The organism is Pseudomonas sp. ADAK13 (assembly GCF_012935715.1).
Lineage (GTDB): Bacteria > Pseudomonadota > Gammaproteobacteria > Pseudomonadales > Pseudomonadaceae > Aquipseudomonas.
Map to the genome: position 1 here is coordinate 4,376,921 of NZ_CP052860.1, position 21,190 is coordinate 4,398,110.

Consider the following 21,190-nt stretch of genomic DNA (forward strand, 5'->3'; position numbering starts at 1 on the left):
ACTCTCGATTCAAGGATTGAACATGCTGTCCAGAGCCCTCACGGCAGGCCTGCTACTGGCCTTGGCCGGGTGTACCAACGTCAAGGTTGAGCCTGTCGCGCCTCAATACAACATCTCCCGGTTGTGCATCGAAGAGAACCCCAAAGTCGTGGTGGGGGACTTTGTCGATGGCCTGCAAACGCTGCTGCGCAAGCACCACATTGAAAGCCGGCTGTATGCCGCGCCGGTTCCGGGCAATTGTGAATACCGTCTGACCTACACCGCCATTCGTTCCTGGGACTTTTCTGCCTACCTGTCCGATGCCAGCGTCCGGCTCTACAAAGGCGACCAGTCCATTGGTTTTGCGCAGTACACCATGGCGGGCGGCGGGGGCTTCGATTTGTCGAAATACAACACGATCGAGGAAAAAATGGCACCGGTGATCAACCAGCTATTGGGGCAGGCCAAGTGAGCACATTCATAAAAAGTATCCCGGTCCTGTTGCTCCTGTTGCTACTGCCAGGGTGTGGTCATACCAGCACCAGCGAACCTTATTTCGAACCGCCGCCGCCACCTCCAGGCAAGGCGCTGGTTTACCTGATGCGAACCCAGGTTATCCAGGGCAGCTTCTATGACAGCGTGTTCAGTATCGATGACAGCGCAATCGTGGGGCTGAGCAGCGAGACCTATTCCTGGGTGCTGGTCAGCCCTGGCGTGCACAAGGTTTCGGCCGGACAGCAGCCGCATCCCCGAAACGTATTCCTGACGCTCTCAGTTGAGCCGGGCAAGGAATACTTCGTTGAGTACACCCAGGAGAACATGTTCGAGAAGATTCGCAAGCGGGAGCCGAACGAAGGGAAAACCATGGTGCGCGGGTATTCGTATATACCGGTGAAGTGACGGCGCGGTTGCAACGACTGCGCAGGTTAACCCCGGTGCCCCGGCACTAATGTAAGGAGTGATGGTCAATAACCCCCGCACGACTGTGAGCGGTCGTGTGGCTCGGAATAGAGCCTCGCGGTACGTTTTTTCCTCCCTCCCATTTGAAGATTTAACCATGCACCTTCGCAAAATTGCAGTTGGGCTGTCGGCCCTTGTTTTGCTCTCCACCGGGGCGCAAGCCCGGGGCCTGCTGGACCTCATCACGCCGCATCAGCAACACACCTCCCGCTCGGGCTCCATCAGTCAGGGCGCAGCCCTGGACCTCTATTCAAACCAACAGAAAAAGCCGTCGTTCGACAGTTGCGCCGACCTGTTCCCGGCCGCGCAACCGATCAACACCGCCACCGTGCCGGCCACCATGAAACCCCTGGCGCTGTGTTCCGATAATTTTGCGGTGCTCTACTCGCAAACCAGCAAGACCCCGCTGGTGGTGGTCGAGCGCCTGAATGCCGGCCAGTTGCAGGACGCCAAAGGCGAGGAGCGCACCAACCAGTTTTACCCGGACCCGCGCATTCCCAAGGGCGCGCGCGCCGAGTTGAGTGACTACCGTGGCCAACACCCGGCGGTGGACCGTGGCCATCAATCGCCGGCCGCCGATGCGCCGAGCACCAACGCCATGGCCCAATCCTTCGCGCTGTCGAACATGGTGCCGCAAGACCCCACCAACAACCGCAAGATCTGGAGCAAGGTCGAGGCGGACGTGCGCAAGTTCGCCAAGCGCGCCGACGGCAATGTGTTTGTGTTCACCGGCCCGCTGTTTGACCCGGGCTACAGCACCATCGGCGACAACAAGGTCTGGGTGCCGACCCGCCTGTTCAAGCTGGTATACGACGTATCGTCCCAGCGTGCCTGGGCCTACGTGCTGCCCAACGCTGAAACCCGTATCGAGAAACCGATGGACTACGCGACGTTTGTGAAGACCACCGGGCTCAAGCTGTTGGGTAACCTGCCGGTGACGGGGTCTGTCGGGCGCACTTGACGGCCTGAAACCGGGTGCGTCACTTGCCCTTTTTCAACGTCTTCAACCGCAGCGTTGCTCGCTGCACAGCGGCCATCTTCTCTGGCCGCTTCATCCTTTTCCATTTGCGAATATCGTCCTTGGTGCGTCCACAACTCACGCACAGCTCACCACTGAGCTGGCAGGTGGAGACGCACGGATTCTCGATATCTTTAGCCAAGGCTTTACCCCTTTACGGCATACAGTTTGAGCAGGCGCAGGCGCCAATCGCCGCCATGCTGCAGGTGGCATTCTTCCTCGGAGTCGAAGCGCACGTAGCGGTCCGAAGAAGGGCGATCCACCCCGGCATCCTCCAGCGCCGTGGCCGTCAGCTCGCGCATGCGCCGGTCCAGCCCGCTTGAAAGGGCCAGCTCCCGGTTCGCCCGTGTATCGAACACCCAGATGACGACCAGGCTTTGGGCAAAGGCCAGGTAGTCGACTTCGTGGGTCAGCCAGTCGAAGCCGGTGATTTCGGCCTTGGCGATTTCACAGGCCTCGGTCAGGGCCGCGACCAGGCGACGTTCAATCCGGGCGCTGTCGCGTGTGTTTGAAGGCATGGTGATTCCTGGATGGGTGATGGCTGGGATGATACCCGAGAGATCAACGGTGGGAGCTGTCGAGCTTCAGCGAGGCTGCGAAGGCGGACTGACAGGCGACATCTTTATCGGCAGGCAGGGCCTCTTCGCAGCCTCGCTGGGGCTCGACAGCTCCCACATTGGATTGGGTTTGTTTATGGGAACGCGGCTTCCTGAGCCCGTCAGCCAGGCGAACACATTGTTCAATGCTGCGAAGATCAACTGTGGGAGCTGTCGAGCTTCAGCGAGGCTGCGAAGGCGGACTGGCAGGCGACATCTTTATCGACTGACAGGGCCTCTTCGCAGCCTCGCTGAGGCTCGACAGCTCCCACACTGGATTGGGTTTGTTTGTGGGAGCGCGGCGTTCTGAGCCTAGTCAGCCAGGCGAGCACATTGTTCAAGGATGTGGGAGATCAACTGTGGGAGCTGTCGAGCTTTAGCGAGGCTGCGAAGGCGGACTGGCAGGCGACATCTTTATCGACTGACAGGGCCTCTTCGCAGCCTCGCTGGGGCTCGACAGCTCCCACACTGGATTGGGTTTGTTTGTGGGAACCCGGTTTCCTGAGCCCGTCAGCCAGGCGAGCACATTGTTCAAGGCTATGGGAGATCAACTGTGGGAGCTGTCGAGCTTTAGCGAGGCTGCGATGGCGGACTGGCAGGCGACATCTTTATCGACTGACAGGGCCTCTTCGCAGCCTCGCTGGGGCTCGACAGCTCCCACACTGGATTGGGTTTGTTTGTGGGAACCCGGTTTCCTGAGCCCGTCAGCCAGGCGAGCACATTGTTCAATGCTGCGAAGATCAACTGTGGGAGCTGTCGAGCTTCAGCGAGGCTGCGAAGGCGGACTGGCAGGCGACATCTTTATCGGCAGACAGGGCCTCTTCGCAGCCTCGCTGGGGCTCGACAGCTCCCACATTGGATTGGGTTTGTCTCCCACACTGGATTGGGTTTGCCTGTCAGATTTTCTTTGGCCGATCCAGCTTGCGCGTCATGGTATAGACCGCCACCCCGGCGGCCAGGATGCCCGAGGCCGCGCCGACGGCCAGCGCCCAACGCGGGCCAAGATGGTCGGCCACCCACCCCACAATCGGTGCGCCAATCGGCGTGCCGCCAAGGGCCACGCCTACCCGCAGGGCGATCACCCGGCCGCGCATGGCGGGTTCGGTGGTGAGTTGCATCAGGCTGTTGGTGGTGTTGCTGAAGGTCAGGGCGCCCACGCCGATGATCACCAGTGCCCCGGCGAACAGCCAGTAGTTCGGAGCGATCGCCGCCAGCGTGCAACCCACCCCGAACACCAGCGCGCCGTACAGCAGCGACTTGAAGTGTGGCCGCTCGCGGCCGGCGGCGAGCAGCGCCCCGGCGATGGTGCCGATGGCCAGGGTCGACGTCAGCAGGCCATAGCCACGGGCATCGGCATGGAACACGGTGACGGCCATGGTCGAGATGAAAATCGGGAAGTTCATGCCGAAGGTGCCGATCAAAAACAGCATGATCAGGATCGCCATCAGGTCCGGTCGGGCCCACACATAGCGCAAGCCTTCGGTCAGGCTGCCCTTGGTGCGCAGTGCCCGCAGGCGGGTGTGCAGGCCGGAAACCCGCAGCAGAAACAGCGAGGCCAGCACCGCGAAAAAGCTCGCGCCATTGAGCAGGAACGCCCAGCCGGTGCCCACCGACGCGATGGTCACCCCGGCCACGGCCGGGCCAATCATGCGGGCCATGTTGAACGAGGTGGAATTGAGCGCGATGGCGTTGGACAGGTCCGCTTCGCCCACCAGGTCCGCCACGAAAATCTGCCGCACGGGGGCGTCGAATGCAGAGGCGCAGCCCGACAAAAACGCGAACGCATACACGTGCCACAGCTGCACGATGCCGGTCAGGGTAAACACCCCCAGCATCAGCGCCAGCACGCCCATCACGCCCTGGGTGACGATCAGCAGCTTGCGCTTGTCGTAGTGGTCGGCGGCGAAGCCGGTCCAGGGCAGCAACAGCAATTGCGGCCCGAACTGCAACGCCATGACGATGCCGACGGCCGAGGCGTTATGCGGCGTGAGCTGGGTCAGCACCAGCCAGTCCTGGGCCGTGCGTTGCATCCAGGTGCCGATATTCGACACCAGGGCACCGGCGGCCCAGATACGGTAATTGACGCTGCGCAGCGAGCGGAAAATGCCCATCGAACTCACACCGGCCTTGAGGGATTACCACCGTTGAAGCGCCCGAAATGCTGCGCCAGGAACACACTCAGCACCAAGGCCCCGAGCCCGAGGGCGAGCACATCAGGCGTGTTGTCGAGCGCGAAATCCCCGACCCGGCAGACCAGCACATAGCCGATCACCAGGTTGAGAAACCCCCAGAGCACATTCAGCGTCGAGGAAGACCGCCCTTGGCCGCGCGGCTTGGCAAATGGCGTCTGGAATGACTGGCCCATCAAGCCACTGACGCAATGCGGCACCGCGTTGGCGAGCAACACACCGCCGAAGAAGTAAGACACCAGTTCATGCCACTGCATCGTCACGCACCCCTTGTTTCAAGCAAGCCGATGATGTGTTGCGCCGTACCGGTTTCGCCCAGCTTCGGAAAGATCTGGTTCAGGCTGTAGTGGTGGGCTTCGGCGTTCGCATCGGTCATGGCGTCGATGGCCAGGGTTACGTTGAAACCCGCTTCATAGGCCTGGCGGGCGGTGGACTCGACGCCGGTGCCGGTGGCCACCCCGGTGATCACCACTTGGGTCACGCCGAGCGCCTTCAACCGCGCCTCAAGATCGGTGCTGGCGAAGGCGCCCCAGGTGCGTTTGGTCACCACAAGGTCGCCGGGTTGCTGACCGAGTTCAGGCAGCAGGTCGGTCCATCCCGGTGGAAACACATCGCTGCGCCGTGGCCGCTCGGTGCGCCCGGGTGCAAAGCCTGTGACGTTGACCAGCACCACCGGCAAGCCACGTTCACGGAACGCATCGAGCAGTGCACGGGAGCGTTCGACCACACCGCCGATGGGGTGGATGAACGGGTACTCGGCGATGCCTTTTTGCAAGTCCACGATGATCAGCGCGGTGTTGGGATCCAGCGAGGTGACGGCCATGGAATGTCCTCAAACGGGAAGGGGTGGCTCAAAAATCGGCGAGGCGCTCCAGCAGCTTTACGGCCGCCGCGAGTTCGGCTTGTTCGTCGGCAGACAGTTGCTCCTGCAGCGCCCGCAACAGCCAATCGTCCTTGGCGGCCCGGCTGGCGATCAGGTGTTTGCGAAAGCCGGGTGTCAGCTCGATCAGGGTTTGGCGCCCATCGCTGGGGTCGGGTTTGCCCGTGACGGCTTTCATCGTTTCAAGCCCGGCCACGGTGATGCGCATGGACTGCGGGCGCACGCTCTCGGCCCGGGCCAGGGCCGAGACGGTGCTGGGGCCGTCACGGTCCAGGCGCAGCAGCACCGACTTCTGGGCGGAGGTGAAATCATTCGGATGGGTTTGTTCCCGCAGCCGGCGGATCAGCTTGCCCAGGGAGATGCGCAGTTCGGCGGCCAGGGCGGCGGCGGAATGGGTTTCTGGGGTGTTGGAGGATCTGTTCATGCCCGGACACTAGCATGCGTGCAGAAAAACTGTACAGTTTAGCTGTATGAAATTTTTGTCAGAAAACCCTGCATCAACCGTCCTTGACTGACCCTAATTTTGCCTTGCGGTACTCATCGGGTGTCTCGCCCGTGAGCTTGCGGAACATGCTGATAAAGGCCGAGGAGCTGCTGTAGCCCAGGTCAAGTGCGAGGGTCTCGACGGTAACGCCACTTCGCAACAGGCTCAGCGAGTGCATCACCTTGAGCCGTTGTTTCCAGTGGTTCAGCGACATCCCCAGGTCACGCTGGCAGCGCCGCAGCAGCGTGCGCTCGGTGGCGTTGACCAGGCGCGCCCAGTCGGCCAGGGAGCGGGCGTCTGCCGGGTTCTGTTCCAGGGCTTCAAGGATGGGCGACAGCACCGGGTCATTGGAGCCGGGCAGGTAGGAGCCGACGCGGGAGGTTTGCTTCAGCTTGTCCAGCAGCACGTAGAGCAGGCGGCTGTCTTCCTCGGTTTGCACCGGCGCGGGCGGTGAGGCCCGCAGGTCGTCGAGCAAGGCGCGGATCAACGGGGTGATCGTCAACGCGCAGGCCGTGTCCGGCAAGTGTTCACACAACGGCTGCGCGATATACAGCGAAGAGTGATAAGCCTCCTGGCGATTGAGCGCCAGGTGCTCGGCCTCGGGCGGCAGCCACAGGCCAAACTGCGGCGGCACGATGAAGTGCTCGTCGGCGAGCTTGATCTCCATCACACCACTGAACGAATACACAAACTCGCCCCAGGGATGGCGGTGCCACGGGTAGGTCGTCAAGGCCTGCATCTGCGCGGCACGAAAGTACAGGGGGGCCGGCAGTTCATCGGTGAACGGCGCAACGACCCGGTGGGCAAATGGCTTGTTCATCAGGATCACACCGCTGCGGCCAGTCGAATGGCTATTGTGCGCTATCGCTTGTCGTTTTGGCGCTATATCCAGCCGTTCCGCAGATCGCAGACTCCGCCCATACAAACGTGAGTGGGAGCGTGTCGTGGAGAAGCGTCAGCCGATTGATGGGCCCGCTGCGGTCACCATGACGGTGATGTGCGCCATCTGGGGCCTTCAGCAGGTGGCGATCAAGGTCGCCGCGCCGGATATTGCGCCGATCTTCCAGATCGCCCTGCGCTCCGGCATTGCCGCTGTGCTGGTGGGCCTGATCCTGATCCTGCGCCGGAACAAAATGACCCTGAACCTCGACACCTGGCGCGGCGGGCTGTTGGTGGGCGCGCTGTTTGCCCTGGAATACGTGGCCGTCGGCGAGGGGCTGCGTTACACGTCGGCCGCACACATGGTGATTTTCCTGTACACGGCGCCGATCTTTGCGGCCATCGGTTTGCACGTTCGATTCCCCAGTGAACGGCTGACAGGGGTGCAGTGGGGCGGCATATTGCTGGCGTTTGTCGGCGTGATCGTCGCGTTTTTCGCGCCGGGTGAAAGCCATGCCTCGATGGCCGATCAGCGCCTGGGCGATGCGCTGGGGTTGTTGGGCGCGGCGGCTTGGGGCGCCACCACGGTCACCATTCGTTGCTCGCGGCTGGCCGAAGCCCCGGCGCCACTGACGTTGTTCTATCAGCTGGCCGGGGCGTTTGTAATCCTGGCTGCATTGGCGTGGGCCACCGGGCAAACCGGGGTGCATTTCTCGGCTATTACGGTGGCCAGCCTGGCGTTCCAGACCGTGGTGTTCTCGTTCCTGAGCCTGCTGGTGTGGTTCTGGATGCTGGGCCGTTACCTGGGATCGCGGTTGGGTGTGCTGTCGTTCATGACGCCTTTGTTTGGCGTGGTGTTCGGTGTGTGGTTGCTCGACGAGACCTTGCAGTCATCGTTCATTGTGGGCTCGGTGTTGGTGCTGGTGGGGATTGTGGTGGTGAGTGGGCATGATCTTTTGCGGCGGCGCAGCGGGGTGATGGCATAATAATGCTACTGATGATCATCACAAGCACAAGGAAAGGCGTCTCTTGCAAGCTGCATCCACACATCACCGCCTGCGACTCTTCGCACTGGCCTGCGCACTCATAGCGGGCTGCTCCAGTTCGCACACGCACACGCCCACACCGCTCGAGCTCGAGCCGTGTCTGGCACAGGGGCCGGTTAACAGCCAGGGCTACGATAACTGTCTGGCCGACCGCGCGGCGCTGCTCAGGGAGTTGCTCAAGTCGCTTAACGAGCCGGGCAGCCTTCGTTACTTAGAAGTTCAGCCAGCCGGCACCCCTACGTTCCAACTCTCCGACTATCCGGATACGCCCACTCCCATGACCTACAGGGGAGCTGATTCACTTACCGCGACTGAAAGGCGCGAGCAGCCATTCAAGATCAAAGTCACCTGGAAATACCTTTCCAAGCGGTTCGGCCCGGAGCCCAGGGACCGTGTTCCCATGGAAGACATGGAGAGCCTGCTGCTGGCGGCGGCGAAGGAAAATGGCCTGGCGAAGTGGGCCTGCACGGTGACCGGTGGAAAGCAGCGGCAGTGGATCTTCTACACCCGGGATGACGCGGTGTTTATCGCACGAATCAAGTCGGTGCTGGCACCGACCGGGCCGTACCCGATCGAGTTCAGCGCACGCAGGGAGTCAGGCCTGGGCACCGACGTGGACACTGCGCAAGACAGTCGTCTGACGCCGAAAAAGTGCATGGAATGATGGCGGGAGGGTTGTGGTGGTCAGTGGGCATGATGATCTTTCAAGGCTGCGCATGGCCAGGCTCGTCAAGGACTGATACGTTCACGGGGCCGGACATTCCTGCCCCTACTTTCTCCTGCACAGGCGCTCTACCGTGATACCAAACACTGAAGAAGAACGCCGCCAACTCAAGGCGGCCTGCACGGTCGAACTCAGCGGCTTCGCAGAACCCACACCGGCCCAGTGGTTCCAGGAAATGGCGGAGTGGGCCCAGGCCAACAACGTGTCCCATGATCATTATGGGGGCGGTGCGTTGATTGAAAGCTTTGAAGCCAAGGTGGCCGAACTGCTGGGCAAGCCTGCTGCGGTGTTCATGCCCAGCGGGGTGATGGCGCAATTGATTGCGGTCAACATCTGGAGTGAGCGAGGCAGGCTGCCGCGCTTCGGGATCCATGCGTCCTCTCATTTGCAGCTCCACGAAGAGCAGGCATTCCAGGCCTTGCTGCACTTGCACGGGGTGATGGTGGGGCACCGGTTGCGACCGATCCTGGCCGATGACCTGTCAGCGGTGGCCGAGCCACTGAGCTGCCTGGTAGTTGAGCTGCCGGCCCGTGAGATCGGCGGGCAGTTGCCTGAATGGGATGAGTTGGAAGCCTTGAAAGCCACCGCTGCCGCCTCGGGTACACCGCTGCACATGGACGGTGCCCGCCTATGGGAAACCCGGGCCTACTACCAGCGCTCCTACGCGGAAATTGCTGAAGGCTTCTCTTCGGTGTACGTCTCGGCCTACAAAGGCCTCGGTGGCATCGCCGGCTCGCTGCTGGCAGGCGATACCGACTTTATCCAACAGGCCCGCTTGTGGCGCCAACGGCTGGGGGGCACCTTGATCAAGCAGAGCCCCATGGTGGTCTCGGCGGCCATGCGCTTCGATCACCGCCTGGGGATGCTCGAGGCCTGCTATCAGCGAACCCTGAGGCTGGCGAGCTGCCTGCAGGCGATTCCCGGTATTCGTCTTCTGCCGCGCACGCCGCAGGTGAACATGCTCCACGTGTATTTCGACGCAGACCGGGCGGCACTGCTCAACGCTCGCGATGAGATTGCCCGAGAGCACGGCTATTGGCTGTTCACCCACCTGGAACCCACCGAGGTGCCGGGGTGGTGCAAGACCGAGTGTTATGTGGGTGACCGCTTATTGGGCGTGGAGGATGAGCGGGTTCTGCAACTGTTCACAGACTTGATGCGGCAGGCGACTCAAGACCGCTGACACCACGCCGGCGCGGGGCTGTCCGTCGCCGGCGGGCGGTTGCGCTAAGGGCGCTTAAGCATGTTGATACCGGTACTCCTGAGTCACCCCTGCATACCCATAGGCACTGGCCCGGCAGTCGATGATGTGCACATTGGAGTGCGGGTGCAGGTTGCCGATCAATTCGGCCAGCAGTGTGTAGGCCTCGCGATGGAAGCGCGCTTTTTGCGCTTTGGTGTTGGTCTCGTCGGTGACGGTCACTTCCAGGCGGAAGGCGTTGCGCCCATGTTCGACCAGCGAACGGTCATGAATGAACCACTGTTCATGGGGCACAAAATCGAGAATCAGCAATGTCTGCTCCGGACGCTTCTCCAGCACTTCACAGGTCAGCGCGGTGAGCTGCGGGACGAGTTGGCGAACCAGCTCGGGATTGCGTTCTCCGGAGATTTTCAGGGTGATGCCTGGCATGGGGAATTCCTCGTAAGGGTAGGGTGAGGTGCCAGCGTAAGAAAATTATGCTGATCTGAAAAACGGGAAGATATAATGATATCTATCGGAAAAAACGCAGGATAGATATGCGCCCCTTTGACCTTGAGCAACTGCGCTCCTTCGTTACCATCCTGGAGTCCGGCAGTCTTTCGGCGGCCGCGCCCAGGCTGAATCGTTCACAGTCGGCCCTCAGTGAGCAGCTTCGAAAGCTGGAAACCTTTACCGGTGTGACGCTGCTGGAGCGCGGCAAAAAAGGCGTGAGCCCGACACCTGCCGGCGAGCGGTTGCTGGCACATGCGCGTGGGTTGCTCGCACAGAGTGATTGTGTGCTTGAGGACATGCGCGGGGTGACCTTGAGCGGGGAACTGCGCCTGGCCATCACCGACTATTTTTTGCCGAGCGCCATCGCCGGCATGTTGAAGGGGTTGCGCACCCGCTATCCGCAGCTTCGTTTGCATGTCTCGGTGCGCAAAAGCCTGCAAATCGAAAAGGGCGCCAACAGCGGCGAATTTGATATTGGCCTGTCGATGCGGATCCTCGACGGGCGCAGCCTTCCCGAAGGCATTCCTGTGCGACGGGAGGCCCTGCGGTGGGTGGCACTCAGTGGGTTCGAAGCGCAGCACGAGCACTTGGCGCCGCTGCCGTTGGTGGTGCTTCCTCAGGATTGCAGTTTGCAGCGGTTCACCATCGACCTGCTGGAGGCGCGTGGCGTGCCGTATGTGATTGCGCATTCAGCGTCGGGTGTCGGCGGCTTGCAATCGGCGCTGCTGGCGGGGCTGGGGGTGGCGTGCCTGAACAGCTCGGCCGTGCCTGCCGGGGCCGAAGCCTGCCGGTCGATTCAAACGCTTCCGGCGCTGCCCGATGTCGAGTTCAGTCTGTTACCGCCACGCCCTGGTGAAGCGCCGCTGGTCAGCGCGGTTCGAGAGATGTTGGTCACGCACTTTTCCTAGCGGCTCAAGACCCGCCGGCTGGCTCCCGGCGGCTGCCCGGTGACGCGCTTGAACGCCCGGCTGAACGCCGCTTGGGAGTTATAGCCGAGGCGCTGCGCCACGGTTTCGATTGGCAACCGCTCCAGCGTCAGCCACTGGCTGGCCAGGCGCATTCGCAGTTCGGTGGCGTAGCGCAGCGGTGGCAGGCCGAGGGTGCTTTGAAAGTGCTGGGCGAACACCGAGCGGGAGGTGTGACATTGCGCCGCCAGTTCCTCCACCGTCCAATCGCGCCCCGGCTGTTGATGCAACGCCAACAGGGCCTTGGCCAGGCGCGGGTCGCGTAACGCGGCCACCAGCCCGGACGCATTCCCGCACGCACATTCAACCCAGCCTCGAACCACCATGGCCGCCACCACGTCTGCCAGGCGCGCAAGGATGCCGGCGAAGCCGATGCGGGCGCTGCTGACTTCACGCTCCATGGCCGCCAGGATCGGCATCAGCCCCGGATAACGCTGGCCCTTGGCGTCGATCAACATGAGGTCCGGCATCAGGCGGCCAAGGCCCTGCAAACTCCCCAGCTCAAACTCCATGCAGCCGCTGAAGAGCAGGGTGCTTCGATCCTCGCCCCCATCGAGCCGGGTATCCACCGCACACACCGCATCTCCGAGGGACGCTGCGTCGAAGCTGTCGATGGCTTGCACCGGCACCTCCGGGCTGGACAGCAACTGGTGGGCGCCTCCATGGGAGATGAACACCGCAGTGCCCGGCGTCAGCTCGTACGGGGTGCCGTCCTCGGTACGCAGGGTGACGCAGCCGGCGGCGATAAGGTGGAAGTAGGCGTGCCCGGGTTTGGCCGGGAAACCCAGGCCAAACGCCGGCCCGGCCTGGATACGCCGGTACTCGACACCCCGCAGGCGCATGCCGCGCAGCAGCTCGTTGATGAGGTCAGAGGACACGTCGAACGGTTCTGGAGGCATCATTTCCGGGGTTTCGGTAAAAGATTCAAGATTTTGCATCATAGATCATCCTGCTCTTCGTACCTAGACTTCCGGTCGCGATAACTTTTAGAGGATGTCTGGTGATGAGCAATAGTGTGTGTGAGGCAGTATCCGGTGTGGAGGCCGCCCCTGCGGCACCCGCCTGGATGGCGGTTTTTTCGTTGGCGATGGGCGTGTTCGGATTGCTCACGGCGGAGTACCTGCCGGCCAGTTTGCTGACGCCGATGGCGGCCGAACTCGGCGTCTCGGAAGCGTTGGCCGGGCAGGCGGTGACGGTCACGGCGGTGGTGGCGTTGTTCGCCGGGTTGCTGGTGCCGGGCCTGACCCGCGGCGTCGATCGGCGTGTGGTGCTGCTGGCCTTCAGCGCGCTGATGATCTGTTCCAACCTGCTGGTGGCGGTCTCGTCGAGCCTGACGGTGCTGCTGCTGATGCGGGTGTTGTTGGGCGTCGCACTCGGTGGCTTCTGGAGCATGGCGGCGGCGGTGGCGATGCGGCTGGTCCCGGCGGCGCTGCTACCGCGTGCGTTGTCGATCATCTTCAGCGGTATCGCGGTGGGCACGGTCGTGGCCGTACCGCTGGGCAGCTTTTTGGGCGGTCTTTATGGATGGCGCAGCGCGTTCCTGGCCGCTGCTGCCGTGGGGGGCGTGACCCTGGTTTTCCAGCTGTTCACATTGCCGTCCCTTGCACCCCGCAGGACCGCACGCTTGAGGACAGTGCTCGACGTACTGCTGCGCCCGGGCATCGCCGTGGGCATGCTGGGGTGCGTGTTGGTGCACACCGGGCACTTCGCGTTGTTCACCTATATCCGGCCCTTCCTGGAAAGCACCACCGGTGTCGACGCCGAAGAGCTGGCGCTGATGTTGCTGGGCTTCGGTGTGGCGAACTTTGCCGGCACGCTGCTGGCCGGATGGCTACTGGTGCGTCTGCCCCGCGGCACGCTGGTGCTGATGCCGGCGCTGGTCGGCGTGGCGGCACTCGCCCTGGCACTGTTGCCGGCGACCGTGACGGGCCAGGTGGGGTTGTTGATGCTCTGGGGCCTGGCGTTTGGCGGTGTACCGGTGGCCTGGTCGAACTGGGTGGCGCGGGCGGTGCCCGATCAGGCCGAAAGCGCCGGCGGCATGGTGGTGGCCTCGGTGCAGTCGGCGATTGCCGCCGGGGCGGCGGCGGGCGGCGCGATGTTCAGCTTCAGTGGGATTGACGGGGTGTTTGTTGCGGCGGGGGTGTTGATGCTGCTGGCGGCGCTGTTGATTGCGTTGAAGGTGAAGGTTGATGCGCCTGGGCAAGGCGCAGAGGCGGGAGCAGCGTTTCATCTTTGAAAAAATACCTGGGGGAAAGGGGCGTATGGACAGGGTCGAGGTAGACCGATCCGTTCGCCCCTTTCCATCAATCAACCCTCGGGGCGGGCAGCACCATTGGTGGGGTCTCCTTCAGCAAGCATCTGACCAAGGCGTTCACGTTGTTCAGCACTGGGCAGCACACCCGTCGTTGTCGCCTCCAGTACCGTGATGCCTTCTGCGTTGACTATCCGCACTTCGGCCTTTGCATGCCCTTGCTCATCGATGCCTGCGATGAGCCAGTGGCAGGTGATCAGGTCGCCCGCGTACACGGGGCGCTTGAACTCGAAACTCATGCCTGTCGCCAGCCAACCCATTTGCCCACCCACTTCGGTGACGAGACTGGCTGTCAGCAGGCCATGGGCTATGGGCCTCTTGAACCCGCGCAACGCAGCGTACGGGGTGTCGCAATGCACCGGGTTGTAGTCGCGGGAAATCTGCGCAAACTGACGAATGTCATCTTCTGAAAAACAACGCATGACCGTGAACTGGTCTCCAACCTGCAGACCTTCGGCGGCACGTTCTCTTGGGCTTGTCATACAGGCTCCTTGAAAGGTGAGGGCGGGAAGCTAAAACGTATGCTCGGGGCCTGGAAACGCTCCTGTACTCACCTCGAGTGCAAAGTCCTTTGCCGCATTGTGCAGTACCGAACGCAGGTCAGCGTATTGCTTGACGAACCGCGGCAGTCGATCAGTGCGGAGTCCGGCCATGTCCTGCCAGACCAGCACTTGTGCATCGCACTGGTTGCCAGCGCCAATCCCGACGGTTGGAATCGAAACCGCCTCGGTGATCGCTCGACCCACATCACCGGGCACCATCTCAATCAAAATGGCGAATGCACCGGCGGCTTCAAAGGCCTTGGCAACGTCTATCAGGCGCTGTGCATCTTCGTCACGACCCTGCACACGATAGCCGCCCAGTTGATGCTCCTGCTGTGGCGTAAAACCGATGTGCGCCATGACAGGTATGCCTGAACGGGTGAGCATCTCGACCTGAGGCAGCACCTCGGTCCCGCCTTCCAGTTTCACCGCGTGTGCACCGGCCTCTTTCATGAAACGAGCAGCCGTATGAAAACACTGCTCCGCCGACGCCTGGTAAGAGCCGAAGGGCAGATCGGCAATGACCAGTGCCTGCCGGGTCGAACGGCTGACCGCGCGAACCAGAGGGATAAGTTCGTCAACGGTGACGGCCAACGTGGATTCGTTGCCGTACACATTGTTGGAGGCGGAGTCACCCACCAGCAGCACCGGTATTCCGGCCTCTTCAAAAATAATGGCGCTGTACATGTCATACGCAGTGAGCATCGCCCATTTCTGGCCCTCTCTCTTCATCTGTTTCAGATGGGGAATCCGGACTCGGGTCTGTCGGGCGAGCGGTGCGCTGCCGTACGGCGAAGGTTGGTTGTTCATGGTGTCTGTCTCGCTGATGGAAAGTTAGTCCAGCACTTGTTCGGTAAGCAACGTCACTGCGATAAGGAGCATGGCTGTCCCGGAGAACCGGCTGACCCAGTGCGCTGCGGCGGGGCGTGTGCGCAGTACGACGTGTGAGCCAAACCCAACCAACAGATAAACAACGCCACAACTGAGGGTGTGTACGAGCCCCAGCACGATCATCTGCATCGGCACGGGCCAGGGCACCGTGGCATCGGCAAATTGAGGCAGGAGCGCCAGGAACAGCAGGAAGACTTTCGGGTTCAGGCCACTGATGCAAAGCCCCTTGAGCATCCAGCGCGTCCATGAGCCGGACGCTTGAACGTCATCCGCCCGGGGCGCGGCGGGGCGAAGGAGCATATTGAGGCCCAACCAAAACAAGTAACCCGCACCGGCCACCGTCAGCACTGACAGGGCCACCGGGTGGCTGGCGACCAGCGTGCCAACACCTGCGGCAACCACCAGCGTGGCGATCAAATGACCGGACAGCAGGCCCGCCACGGCGGGTACGACGACTCGATGTTTCAGCCCCGCAGAAATCGCATAGGCCCAATCCGCACCGGGCGTAATGACGAACAGAATCGACATCGCCCAGAAGGCTGCAAAGGTACTTAAACTCATGCCGTCCCCCGCGCCCATTCGTGACTCACCGCTTTATTCATCATCCTGCCTGTCCTTTCAAAAGCCGTCCCTCGGGTTTTTTAATGCGGGGCACGGTGGTTAATGACGGGAGGAAGATTAGTGAAATATGGTTAGAATTAGCTCTCAAAGCATGCTGTTATTGTGTCTTGTAAGGGGAGAAAGTTCTGATTGGACAGAATAGACCGGAAGATTCTTGCTGAGCTGCAACGGGATGGGCGACTTTCCGTCACGGAATTGGCCGAGCGCGTAGGGTTGAGTCTCTCTCCTTGCCATCGGCGGGTGCGGGCACTGGAAGAGTCTGGTGTGTTGCTCGGCTATCGGGCGCAGCTTGATCCCGTTGCGTTGGGCCTGAACTTTTCCGCCATGGTGTTTGCCACGCTCCGAGACGGCAACCGGCAAGCAGTCGAGGCGTTCGAGACGGCACTCATGGATATCCCGCAGGTGGTCGATGCCCAGAGGCTGTTCGGGGAGCCGGACTACCTGCTGCACGTGATTGCCCAGGACTTGCCCGCCTTCCAAAGACTTTACGACGAGAGACTTTCCACACTGCCCAATGTGCAACGGTTGACCTCCACCCTGGTGATGAAGCGGGTCATTCAAGACCGGGCGCTACCGTTGTAACTGGCGCACTACGTGCTCTTTACTTCAGCGGCCGCGCAGCGGTTACGCACACAGTCGGTGACAGCACTATTCCATCATGAAGAGGGCTAAAGAGTTGGTGAAATCAATTCATTATTACTTACTCAATGGCTCAGCCTAAAATACCTCTTAATTATAGATAATATGAAGACTGCCGGGTGCAAGCCAGAAAAGTGCTAGATAGTTTCAGGTTTGCCCCGGAAAACAGGGTGTCAGATTATAATGAATAAAGAGTTTGTATTTACGATCAAGAGCATTTGTTTTGACGAGAATTATCATCCCTCGGAAAATACGCGCATCACCACCAACTTTGCTAATTTGGCGAGAGGGAAGAACCGTCAGGAGAACCTGCGCAACACGTTGAGAATGATCGACAACCGTTTCAATGCGTTGGCCCACTGGGATAATCCCAAGGGGGATCGTTATACCGTCGAGCTTGAAATCATCTCTGTTGAGATGGACATTGACGCTGAAGGCGGCAGTCATGCCATTCCGTTGATTGAAATATTGAAAACGAATATCGTTGATCGAAAAACCAATGAGCGATTTGAAGGCATTGTAGGGAATAACTTCTCCTCCTACGTCAGGGACTATGATTTCAGCGTGGTGTTGTTGGGGCATAACAAGGATCAGCCAACGTTCAGTACGCCAGATGATTTTGGAGACTTGCATGGCAAGCTGTTCAAGTGCTTCGTGAACTCAAGTGCTTACAGGGACAACTTTAAAAAGTCGCCGGTCATCTGCCTGAGCGTTTCCAATACCAAGACTTATCACCGGACTGAAAACCAGCACCCGGTGCTGGGTATTGAGTACGAGCAGGATGAGTACTCGTTGACGGATAAGTACTTCAAGAAAATGGGGTTGAAGGTCCGCTATTTCATGCCTTCAAACAGTGTTGCGCCCTTGGCTTTTTATTTTTCCGGTGACTTGCTCAGTGATTACACAACTCTTGAGCTTATCAGCACCATCAGCACGATGGACACTTTCCAGAAAATTTACCGGCCCGAGATTTACAATGCGAACTCCACCGCAGGAAAGTCCTATCAGCCGAGTTTGAAGCACCAGGATTATTCATTAACACTCATTGTTTATGATCGAGAGGAACGTAGCCGGCTGGCGATTGAGCAGGGCAAATTTGTTGAGGAGCACTTCATCAAACCCTACCAGGCCACGCTTGAGCGGTGGTCCGCCCACTGCGCCTTTTAAATCATTAATAATACAAGGTCATCTATCATGAAAAAGCTATTGCCCACTTCAACGGCTGGCAGCTTGCCAAAACCCTCCTGGCTTGCACAGCCCGAGACACTTTGGTCGCCCTGGAAGTTGCAAGGCGAGGAATTAGTCGAGGGCAAACAAGATGCCCTGCGTTTGGCGCTGCAAGAACAACAGCACGCCGGCATTGATATCGTCAGTGATGGTGAACAAACCCGCCAACACTTTGTGACTACGTTTATTGAACACCTCAGCGGCGTTGATTTCGAGAAGCGTGAGACCGTAAGAATTCGTGATCGCTACGACGCGAGCGTGCCGACGGTGGTGGGTGCGGTTACTCGGCAAAAGCCGGTGTTTGTTGAAGATGCCAGGTTTCTCCGTCAGCAAACCGATCAACCCATTAAATGGGCGCTGCCTGGCCCCATGACCATGATCGATACGCTGTATGACAACCATTATAAGAGTCGCGAAAAACTGGCCTGGGAATTCGCCAAAATTCTCAATGAAGAAGCCCGGGAACTGGAGGCTGCCGGCGTTGATATTATCCAGTTTGATGAGCCCGCCTTTAACGTTTTCTTTGATGAAGTGAATGAGTGGGGCGTTGCCACCCTGGAGAGGGCCATTGAAGGCCTTAAATGCGAAACGGCCGTGCATATTTGTTATGGCTATGGCATCAAGGCCAACACGGACTGGAAGAAGACGCTGGGCTCGGAGTGGCGTCAATATGAAGAGGCGTTTCCTAAGCTGCAGAAATCCAGCATCGATATCATTTCGCTGGAATGCCACAACTCCCATGTTCCAATGGACCTCATTGAGCTCATCCGGGGTAAAAAAGTCATGGTGGGGGCCATTGATGTGGCATCCGATACCATTGAAACCCCGGAAGAAGTCGCCAACACGCTACGCAAAGCCCTTCAGTTTGTGGACGCCGACAAGCTCTATCCTTGCACCAACTGTGGCATGGCTCCTTTGTCTCGTGGTGTCGCAAGAGGCAAGCTCAATGCGTTAAGCGCAGGCGCCGAAATCGTTCGAAGAGAACTCTTGAACCTGCGCTGAAATACAGGCGGAAGGGGCGCGGTAGTTTAAAAAAAACCGCGCTGCTTCAGACCCTTTTTGGAACCTGGGGGAAAACAGTCGCCCTGAGCGTGAATTCAAAGCGCCGCATAGACCAGGGACGATAGGCGGCCAGCGCGGGGATCAATCATCGTATGGCTGCCTGAGGTCGTGGTAACAAAACCAAAGCTCACGCGCTTTTCGGGATCGGCGAAGCTTATCGGGCCGCCAAGCCCGATATGCCCAAAGGTGTTCGGGCCCATTGCGTGGGAAGCCATCGGGTCGCGTTGCTGCTCCAGCATGCAGCCCAAGCCATAACGCATGGGGCGCATCCATACCCGATCCATACCATGGCTGTGCTCTCGCGTGAACTCACTGAGCAGCTCGCGACCGATATAGTGTCCCGCCAGTAACGCACTGTAGAAACCGGCCAGGCCGTGAGCCGTGCCATGCCCGCACACACCCGGTTGCCGATAGGCCCACCAGCGCGGGTCACTGGTTCGCCTGGGCACCATTCCGGGGTTGGTGAAGGCTAATGTCGCGATGTGCGATGGCTGGTTTTTCAGCACGGTGCGCAACGCTTGCGAGTAAGGATCACCGACTCGCCCCGTGGCGTTGTCGAAACGGGCGATGCGATGAAAGTGTTTTTCGTCCACGCCAAGGTGAACGTCCAGGTCATGGGGCTCCAGAATCTGTTCGTGGATAAACACACAGGGATCTCGTCCGTCCACCCGACGAATCAACTCACCGAGAATCCAGCCAAACGTGGTGGTGCCATACCCCAGGTCTGTTCCCGGTTCCCACCAAAGCGGCTCGGCCGCCAGCACCCGCACCATATGCTCCCAGTCATACATCATGGCGTTATGGTCGGGTGCCCGCAGCGCCGGCAGGCCTGCGGTGTGGTTCATCACCTGGCGCAAAGTGACCTTGGCTTTCCCGTGCTGGGCGAACTCCGGCCAGTAGCGGGCCACTGGCGCATCCAGCTCCAGCTTGCCCGCTTCAACCAGCATCAGAACGGCCACCGCGACATAGGGTTTTATAACGCAGAAGGTATTGGCCAGCGTATCGCGTGCCCAAGGCTTCGTGCCTGCCTGATCTGCCATGCCGGCCCACAGGTCGACAACCCTCTCGCCGTCTACCTGCACACAAAGCCCGGCCCCACGCTCCTGCGGATCATCAAACATCTCCTCGAAAGCCTGCCTGACGGCGTCGAACGGCGTCGCACACATCCCTTGCGCGTTCATGAACTCACCCCCGCGACCGAGTTTGAGAGTGCCCCAGGGAAAAACGGTTCGCACGTTTATAGGTACCGAAGTCATTGAACCTGACACCGGCCTGCGCCATGACTTTATGCGCATAAGGTGCCGTCATCTGACGAAGATAGAACGGGTCTCTCACCACGAAATGGTGAATGCTGTGAGTGCTGCCGAAGTTGAAACAGAACATCTGGAATGGCCACAACCACCAAGGGTTCATTACCTGTGTTTGTTGTAGCGCATTGCGCGGGGCAACATCACCGTAATAGTGCATGTTTGAACTTATAAAAAACAGGCAGAACTGCCGGATCATATTGGGCGCGATCAGGATAACTACCACGCTATTGATGACATTCATGAACTCCAGCGTCGCAGCCGAACTCTGAATGTCCTGGCCCATGAATGACCCCGCCCACACATACAGGTGGTAGCCGAGGAACACATACCAACACCCCCAGTACAAAAGCCCGAAAGGTGTATTGAGTCGGATAATCTTGCCTAACAATCTGACCTTTTGCCGCCATCCCGGCGCAAAAACCGCGTTTAGAAAACCAAATACAAAACCGTCGATCAGTTTCAATAAGCGGAGTATTCCCCAAGGGCTGCCACTGGTTGTGATCCACGCCTCCACATCCGTATCCGTTCCGGACTCCTTATGATGATGAAAGTGCAGATTGCGTCTTAACCAGGGACTCGGCATTCCCGGCCGGGCCAGCCAGCAGAAAAACATCATGGCATTATGCGCCAGCGGCTGCTTTCGGAAATAAAGCCGATGAATCAAGTCATGTTCGATTTCATGAATGAACGACGTGAGCAGCGCATTGATCAGGATACACGTCCAGGCGGGGATGAAACCCTTTAGGTAGAGCCCTCCCGTCACGACCATCCCGACCAGGGAAAATACCATGACACTCGCCCCCAGAGCATTCTGGTGTTGCAGGATCGGATAACGTTTGCGCAGGTAATTCCCATGTTCGGTAATGCTGCGGGTTACATGCTCAATCTTTTCCTGATCGGTAGTCAGGCGATCAATGTCTATCGCGTTTTCCATGACGTTCATCAATTCATCCTCTGCTTGCTTCGGGCTATAAAACAGCGGGCATACGAATTCACTGCGTGAATTCACGCGGGTCATTCGGTAAAAGTGAAATCGACTGTTTTTCTTGCACTTGTTAGGAATATTGCAGGTTTTAAAATGATAAGGTAAGTTCAAGTCTTTGCAACTGTGTATTTTGGGTGGGTTCAATGTTACAGGTGTAAGGAATTAATGGTTTAGTTACAGTTTGTACAA

The 21,190-nt window shown here is 59.6% G+C and carries 25 protein-coding genes; 11 read left to right on the forward strand and 14 right to left on the reverse strand.

What is annotated here, in order from left to right:
- Positions 1 to 22: 22 nt before the first annotated feature.
- The 3 genes from HKK54_RS20220 to HKK54_RS20230 all read left to right on the forward strand — a co-directional run bounded on the left by HKK54_RS20220 (position 23) and on the right by HKK54_RS20230 (position 1,900).
- Complete coding sequence (locus tag HKK54_RS20220) at positions 23 to 451, forward strand: Sbal_3080 family lipoprotein (RefSeq protein WP_169387587.1); 429 nt, start codon at positions 23 to 25, stop codon at positions 449 to 451.
- Positions 448 to 879 (forward strand): DUF2846 domain-containing protein, encoded by a 432-nt coding sequence (locus tag HKK54_RS20225; protein ID WP_336604746.1) that lies wholly within the window; start codon positions 448 to 450, stop codon positions 877 to 879. The genes HKK54_RS20220 and HKK54_RS20225 overlap by 4 nt, the downstream gene beginning before the upstream one ends.
- Before the next feature lie 157 nt (positions 880 to 1,036).
- Positions 1,037 to 1,900 (forward strand): DNA/RNA non-specific endonuclease, encoded by an 864-nt coding sequence (locus tag HKK54_RS20230; protein ID WP_169387588.1) that lies wholly within the window; start codon positions 1,037 to 1,039, stop codon positions 1,898 to 1,900.
- 19 nt (positions 1,901 to 1,919) lie between these two features.
- On the opposite strand, the gene HKK54_RS20235 is transcribed toward HKK54_RS20230, so the two are convergent.
- The 7 genes from HKK54_RS20235 to HKK54_RS20265 form a co-directional block, all read right to left on the reverse strand.
- The gene (locus HKK54_RS20235; RefSeq protein WP_169387589.1) at positions 1,920 to 2,099 is read right to left on the reverse strand and encodes a DUF1289 domain-containing protein; all 180 of its coding nucleotides are present in this window, start codon (positions 2,097 to 2,099) and stop codon (positions 1,920 to 1,922) included.
- A 4-nt stretch (positions 2,100 to 2,103) separates the two neighbouring features.
- Entirely contained in the window at positions 2,104 to 2,475 is a 372-nt protein-coding gene (locus tag HKK54_RS20240; protein WP_169387590.1) for a hypothetical protein, read from the reverse strand.
- 974 nt (positions 2,476 to 3,449) lie between these two features.
- The gene (locus HKK54_RS20245; protein ID WP_010175886.1) at positions 3,450 to 4,664 is read right to left on the reverse strand and encodes an MFS transporter; all 1,215 of its coding nucleotides are present in this window, start codon (positions 4,662 to 4,664) and stop codon (positions 3,450 to 3,452) included.
- A 5-nt stretch (positions 4,665 to 4,669) separates the two neighbouring features.
- Positions 4,670 to 4,999 carry a hypothetical protein gene (locus HKK54_RS20250; RefSeq protein ID WP_169387591.1) on the reverse strand — a complete coding sequence of 110 codons (330 nt, stop codon included), beginning with the start codon at positions 4,997 to 4,999 and terminating at the stop codon, positions 4,670 to 4,672.
- A 2-nt stretch (positions 5,000 to 5,001) separates the two neighbouring features.
- A complete protein-coding gene (locus tag HKK54_RS20255) occupies positions 5,002 to 5,565 on the reverse strand; it encodes an isochorismatase family protein (RefSeq protein WP_169387592.1) in 564 nt (187 codons plus the stop codon).
- Positions 5,566 to 5,593: 28 nt separating this feature from the next.
- The gene (locus HKK54_RS20260) at positions 5,594 to 6,046 is read right to left on the reverse strand and encodes a MarR family winged helix-turn-helix transcriptional regulator (RefSeq protein ID WP_169387593.1); all 453 of its coding nucleotides are present in this window, start codon (positions 6,044 to 6,046) and stop codon (positions 5,594 to 5,596) included.
- 73 nt (positions 6,047 to 6,119) lie between these two features.
- The gene (locus HKK54_RS20265; protein ID WP_169387594.1) at positions 6,120 to 6,926 is read right to left on the reverse strand and encodes an AraC family transcriptional regulator; all 807 of its coding nucleotides are present in this window, start codon (positions 6,924 to 6,926) and stop codon (positions 6,120 to 6,122) included.
- Positions 6,927 to 7,050: 124 nt separating this feature from the next.
- On the opposite strand from HKK54_RS20265, the gene HKK54_RS20270 reads away from it, so the two are divergent.
- From HKK54_RS20270 to HKK54_RS20280, 3 genes are all read left to right on the forward strand, one after another.
- Complete coding sequence (locus HKK54_RS20270; protein ID WP_169387595.1) at positions 7,051 to 7,971, forward strand: DMT family transporter; 921 nt, start codon at positions 7,051 to 7,053, stop codon at positions 7,969 to 7,971.
- 337 nt (positions 7,972 to 8,308) lie between these two features.
- Positions 8,309 to 8,695 carry a DUF695 domain-containing protein gene (locus tag HKK54_RS33625; protein WP_237151088.1) on the forward strand — a complete coding sequence of 129 codons (387 nt, stop codon included), beginning with the start codon at positions 8,309 to 8,311 and terminating at the stop codon, positions 8,693 to 8,695.
- Between the two features lie 133 nt (positions 8,696 to 8,828).
- Positions 8,829 to 9,938, forward strand: a complete 1,110-nt coding sequence (locus tag HKK54_RS20280) for a threonine aldolase family protein (RefSeq protein WP_169387597.1) — start codon at positions 8,829 to 8,831, stop codon at positions 9,936 to 9,938.
- A 54-nt stretch (positions 9,939 to 9,992) separates the two neighbouring features.
- Here HKK54_RS20280 and HKK54_RS20285 read toward each other — a convergent pair whose 3' ends face one another.
- Positions 9,993 to 10,385 (reverse strand): tautomerase family protein, encoded by a 393-nt coding sequence (locus tag HKK54_RS20285; RefSeq protein WP_010175872.1) that lies wholly within the window; start codon positions 10,383 to 10,385, stop codon positions 9,993 to 9,995.
- A gap of 107 nt (positions 10,386 to 10,492) precedes the next feature.
- On the opposite strand from HKK54_RS20285, the gene HKK54_RS20290 reads away from it, so the two are divergent.
- A complete protein-coding gene (locus HKK54_RS20290) occupies positions 10,493 to 11,356 on the forward strand; it encodes a LysR family transcriptional regulator (RefSeq protein WP_169387598.1) in 864 nt (287 codons plus the stop codon).
- On the opposite strand, the gene HKK54_RS20295 is transcribed toward HKK54_RS20290, so the two are convergent.
- Complete coding sequence (locus HKK54_RS20295; RefSeq protein ID WP_169387599.1) at positions 11,353 to 12,351, reverse strand: AraC family transcriptional regulator; 999 nt, start codon at positions 12,349 to 12,351, stop codon at positions 11,353 to 11,355. The genes HKK54_RS20290 and HKK54_RS20295 overlap by 4 nt on opposite strands.
- A gap of 65 nt (positions 12,352 to 12,416) precedes the next feature.
- On the opposite strand from HKK54_RS20295, the gene HKK54_RS20300 reads away from it, so the two are divergent.
- The gene (locus tag HKK54_RS20300) at positions 12,417 to 13,649 is read left to right on the forward strand and encodes an MFS transporter (RefSeq protein ID WP_010175866.1); all 1,233 of its coding nucleotides are present in this window, start codon (positions 12,417 to 12,419) and stop codon (positions 13,647 to 13,649) included.
- A gap of 71 nt (positions 13,650 to 13,720) precedes the next feature.
- On the opposite strand, the gene HKK54_RS20305 is transcribed toward HKK54_RS20300, so the two are convergent.
- Genes HKK54_RS20305 through HKK54_RS20315 form a run of 3 tightly spaced genes read right to left on the reverse strand, consistent with a single transcriptional unit; the run spans position 13,721 to position 15,718 of the window.
- A complete protein-coding gene (locus HKK54_RS20305) occupies positions 13,721 to 14,206 on the reverse strand; it encodes a MaoC family dehydratase (RefSeq protein WP_010175864.1) in 486 nt (161 codons plus the stop codon).
- Positions 14,207 to 14,236: 30 nt separating this feature from the next.
- Positions 14,237 to 15,076 carry a 3-methyl-2-oxobutanoate hydroxymethyltransferase gene (gene panB / locus HKK54_RS20310; protein WP_029616108.1) on the reverse strand — a complete coding sequence of 280 codons (840 nt, stop codon included), beginning with the start codon at positions 15,074 to 15,076 and terminating at the stop codon, positions 14,237 to 14,239.
- Positions 15,077 to 15,100: 24 nt separating this feature from the next.
- Complete coding sequence (locus tag HKK54_RS20315) at positions 15,101 to 15,718, reverse strand: LysE family translocator (RefSeq protein ID WP_169387600.1); 618 nt, start codon at positions 15,716 to 15,718, stop codon at positions 15,101 to 15,103.
- Positions 15,719 to 15,907: 189 nt separating this feature from the next.
- Between HKK54_RS20315 and HKK54_RS20320 the strand changes: the two genes are divergently transcribed.
- The 3 genes from HKK54_RS20320 to HKK54_RS20330 all read left to right on the forward strand — a co-directional run bounded on the left by HKK54_RS20320 (position 15,908) and on the right by HKK54_RS20330 (position 18,646).
- Positions 15,908 to 16,360 carry an Lrp/AsnC family transcriptional regulator gene (locus HKK54_RS20320; RefSeq protein ID WP_169387601.1) on the forward strand — a complete coding sequence of 151 codons (453 nt, stop codon included), beginning with the start codon at positions 15,908 to 15,910 and terminating at the stop codon, positions 16,358 to 16,360.
- A gap of 240 nt (positions 16,361 to 16,600) precedes the next feature.
- Positions 16,601 to 17,584, forward strand: coding sequence for a DUF1852 domain-containing protein (locus HKK54_RS20325; RefSeq protein ID WP_169387602.1), 984 nt, complete (start codon positions 16,601 to 16,603; stop codon positions 17,582 to 17,584).
- Between the two features lie 27 nt (positions 17,585 to 17,611).
- Complete coding sequence (locus HKK54_RS20330) at positions 17,612 to 18,646, forward strand: methionine synthase (protein ID WP_169387603.1); 1,035 nt, start codon at positions 17,612 to 17,614, stop codon at positions 18,644 to 18,646.
- A gap of 95 nt (positions 18,647 to 18,741) precedes the next feature.
- Here the strand turns inward: HKK54_RS20330 and HKK54_RS20335 are convergent, their stop codons facing one another.
- Both HKK54_RS20335 and HKK54_RS20340 read right to left on the reverse strand, forming a co-directional pair.
- Positions 18,742 to 19,887 (reverse strand): serine hydrolase domain-containing protein, encoded by a 1,146-nt coding sequence (locus HKK54_RS20335; RefSeq protein ID WP_169387604.1) that lies wholly within the window; start codon positions 19,885 to 19,887, stop codon positions 18,742 to 18,744.
- Between the two features lie 4 nt (positions 19,888 to 19,891).
- Positions 19,892 to 20,959 carry a fatty acid desaturase gene (locus tag HKK54_RS20340; protein ID WP_169387605.1) on the reverse strand — a complete coding sequence of 356 codons (1,068 nt, stop codon included), beginning with the start codon at positions 20,957 to 20,959 and terminating at the stop codon, positions 19,892 to 19,894.
- Between the last annotated feature and the right edge of the window lie 231 nt (positions 20,960 to 21,190).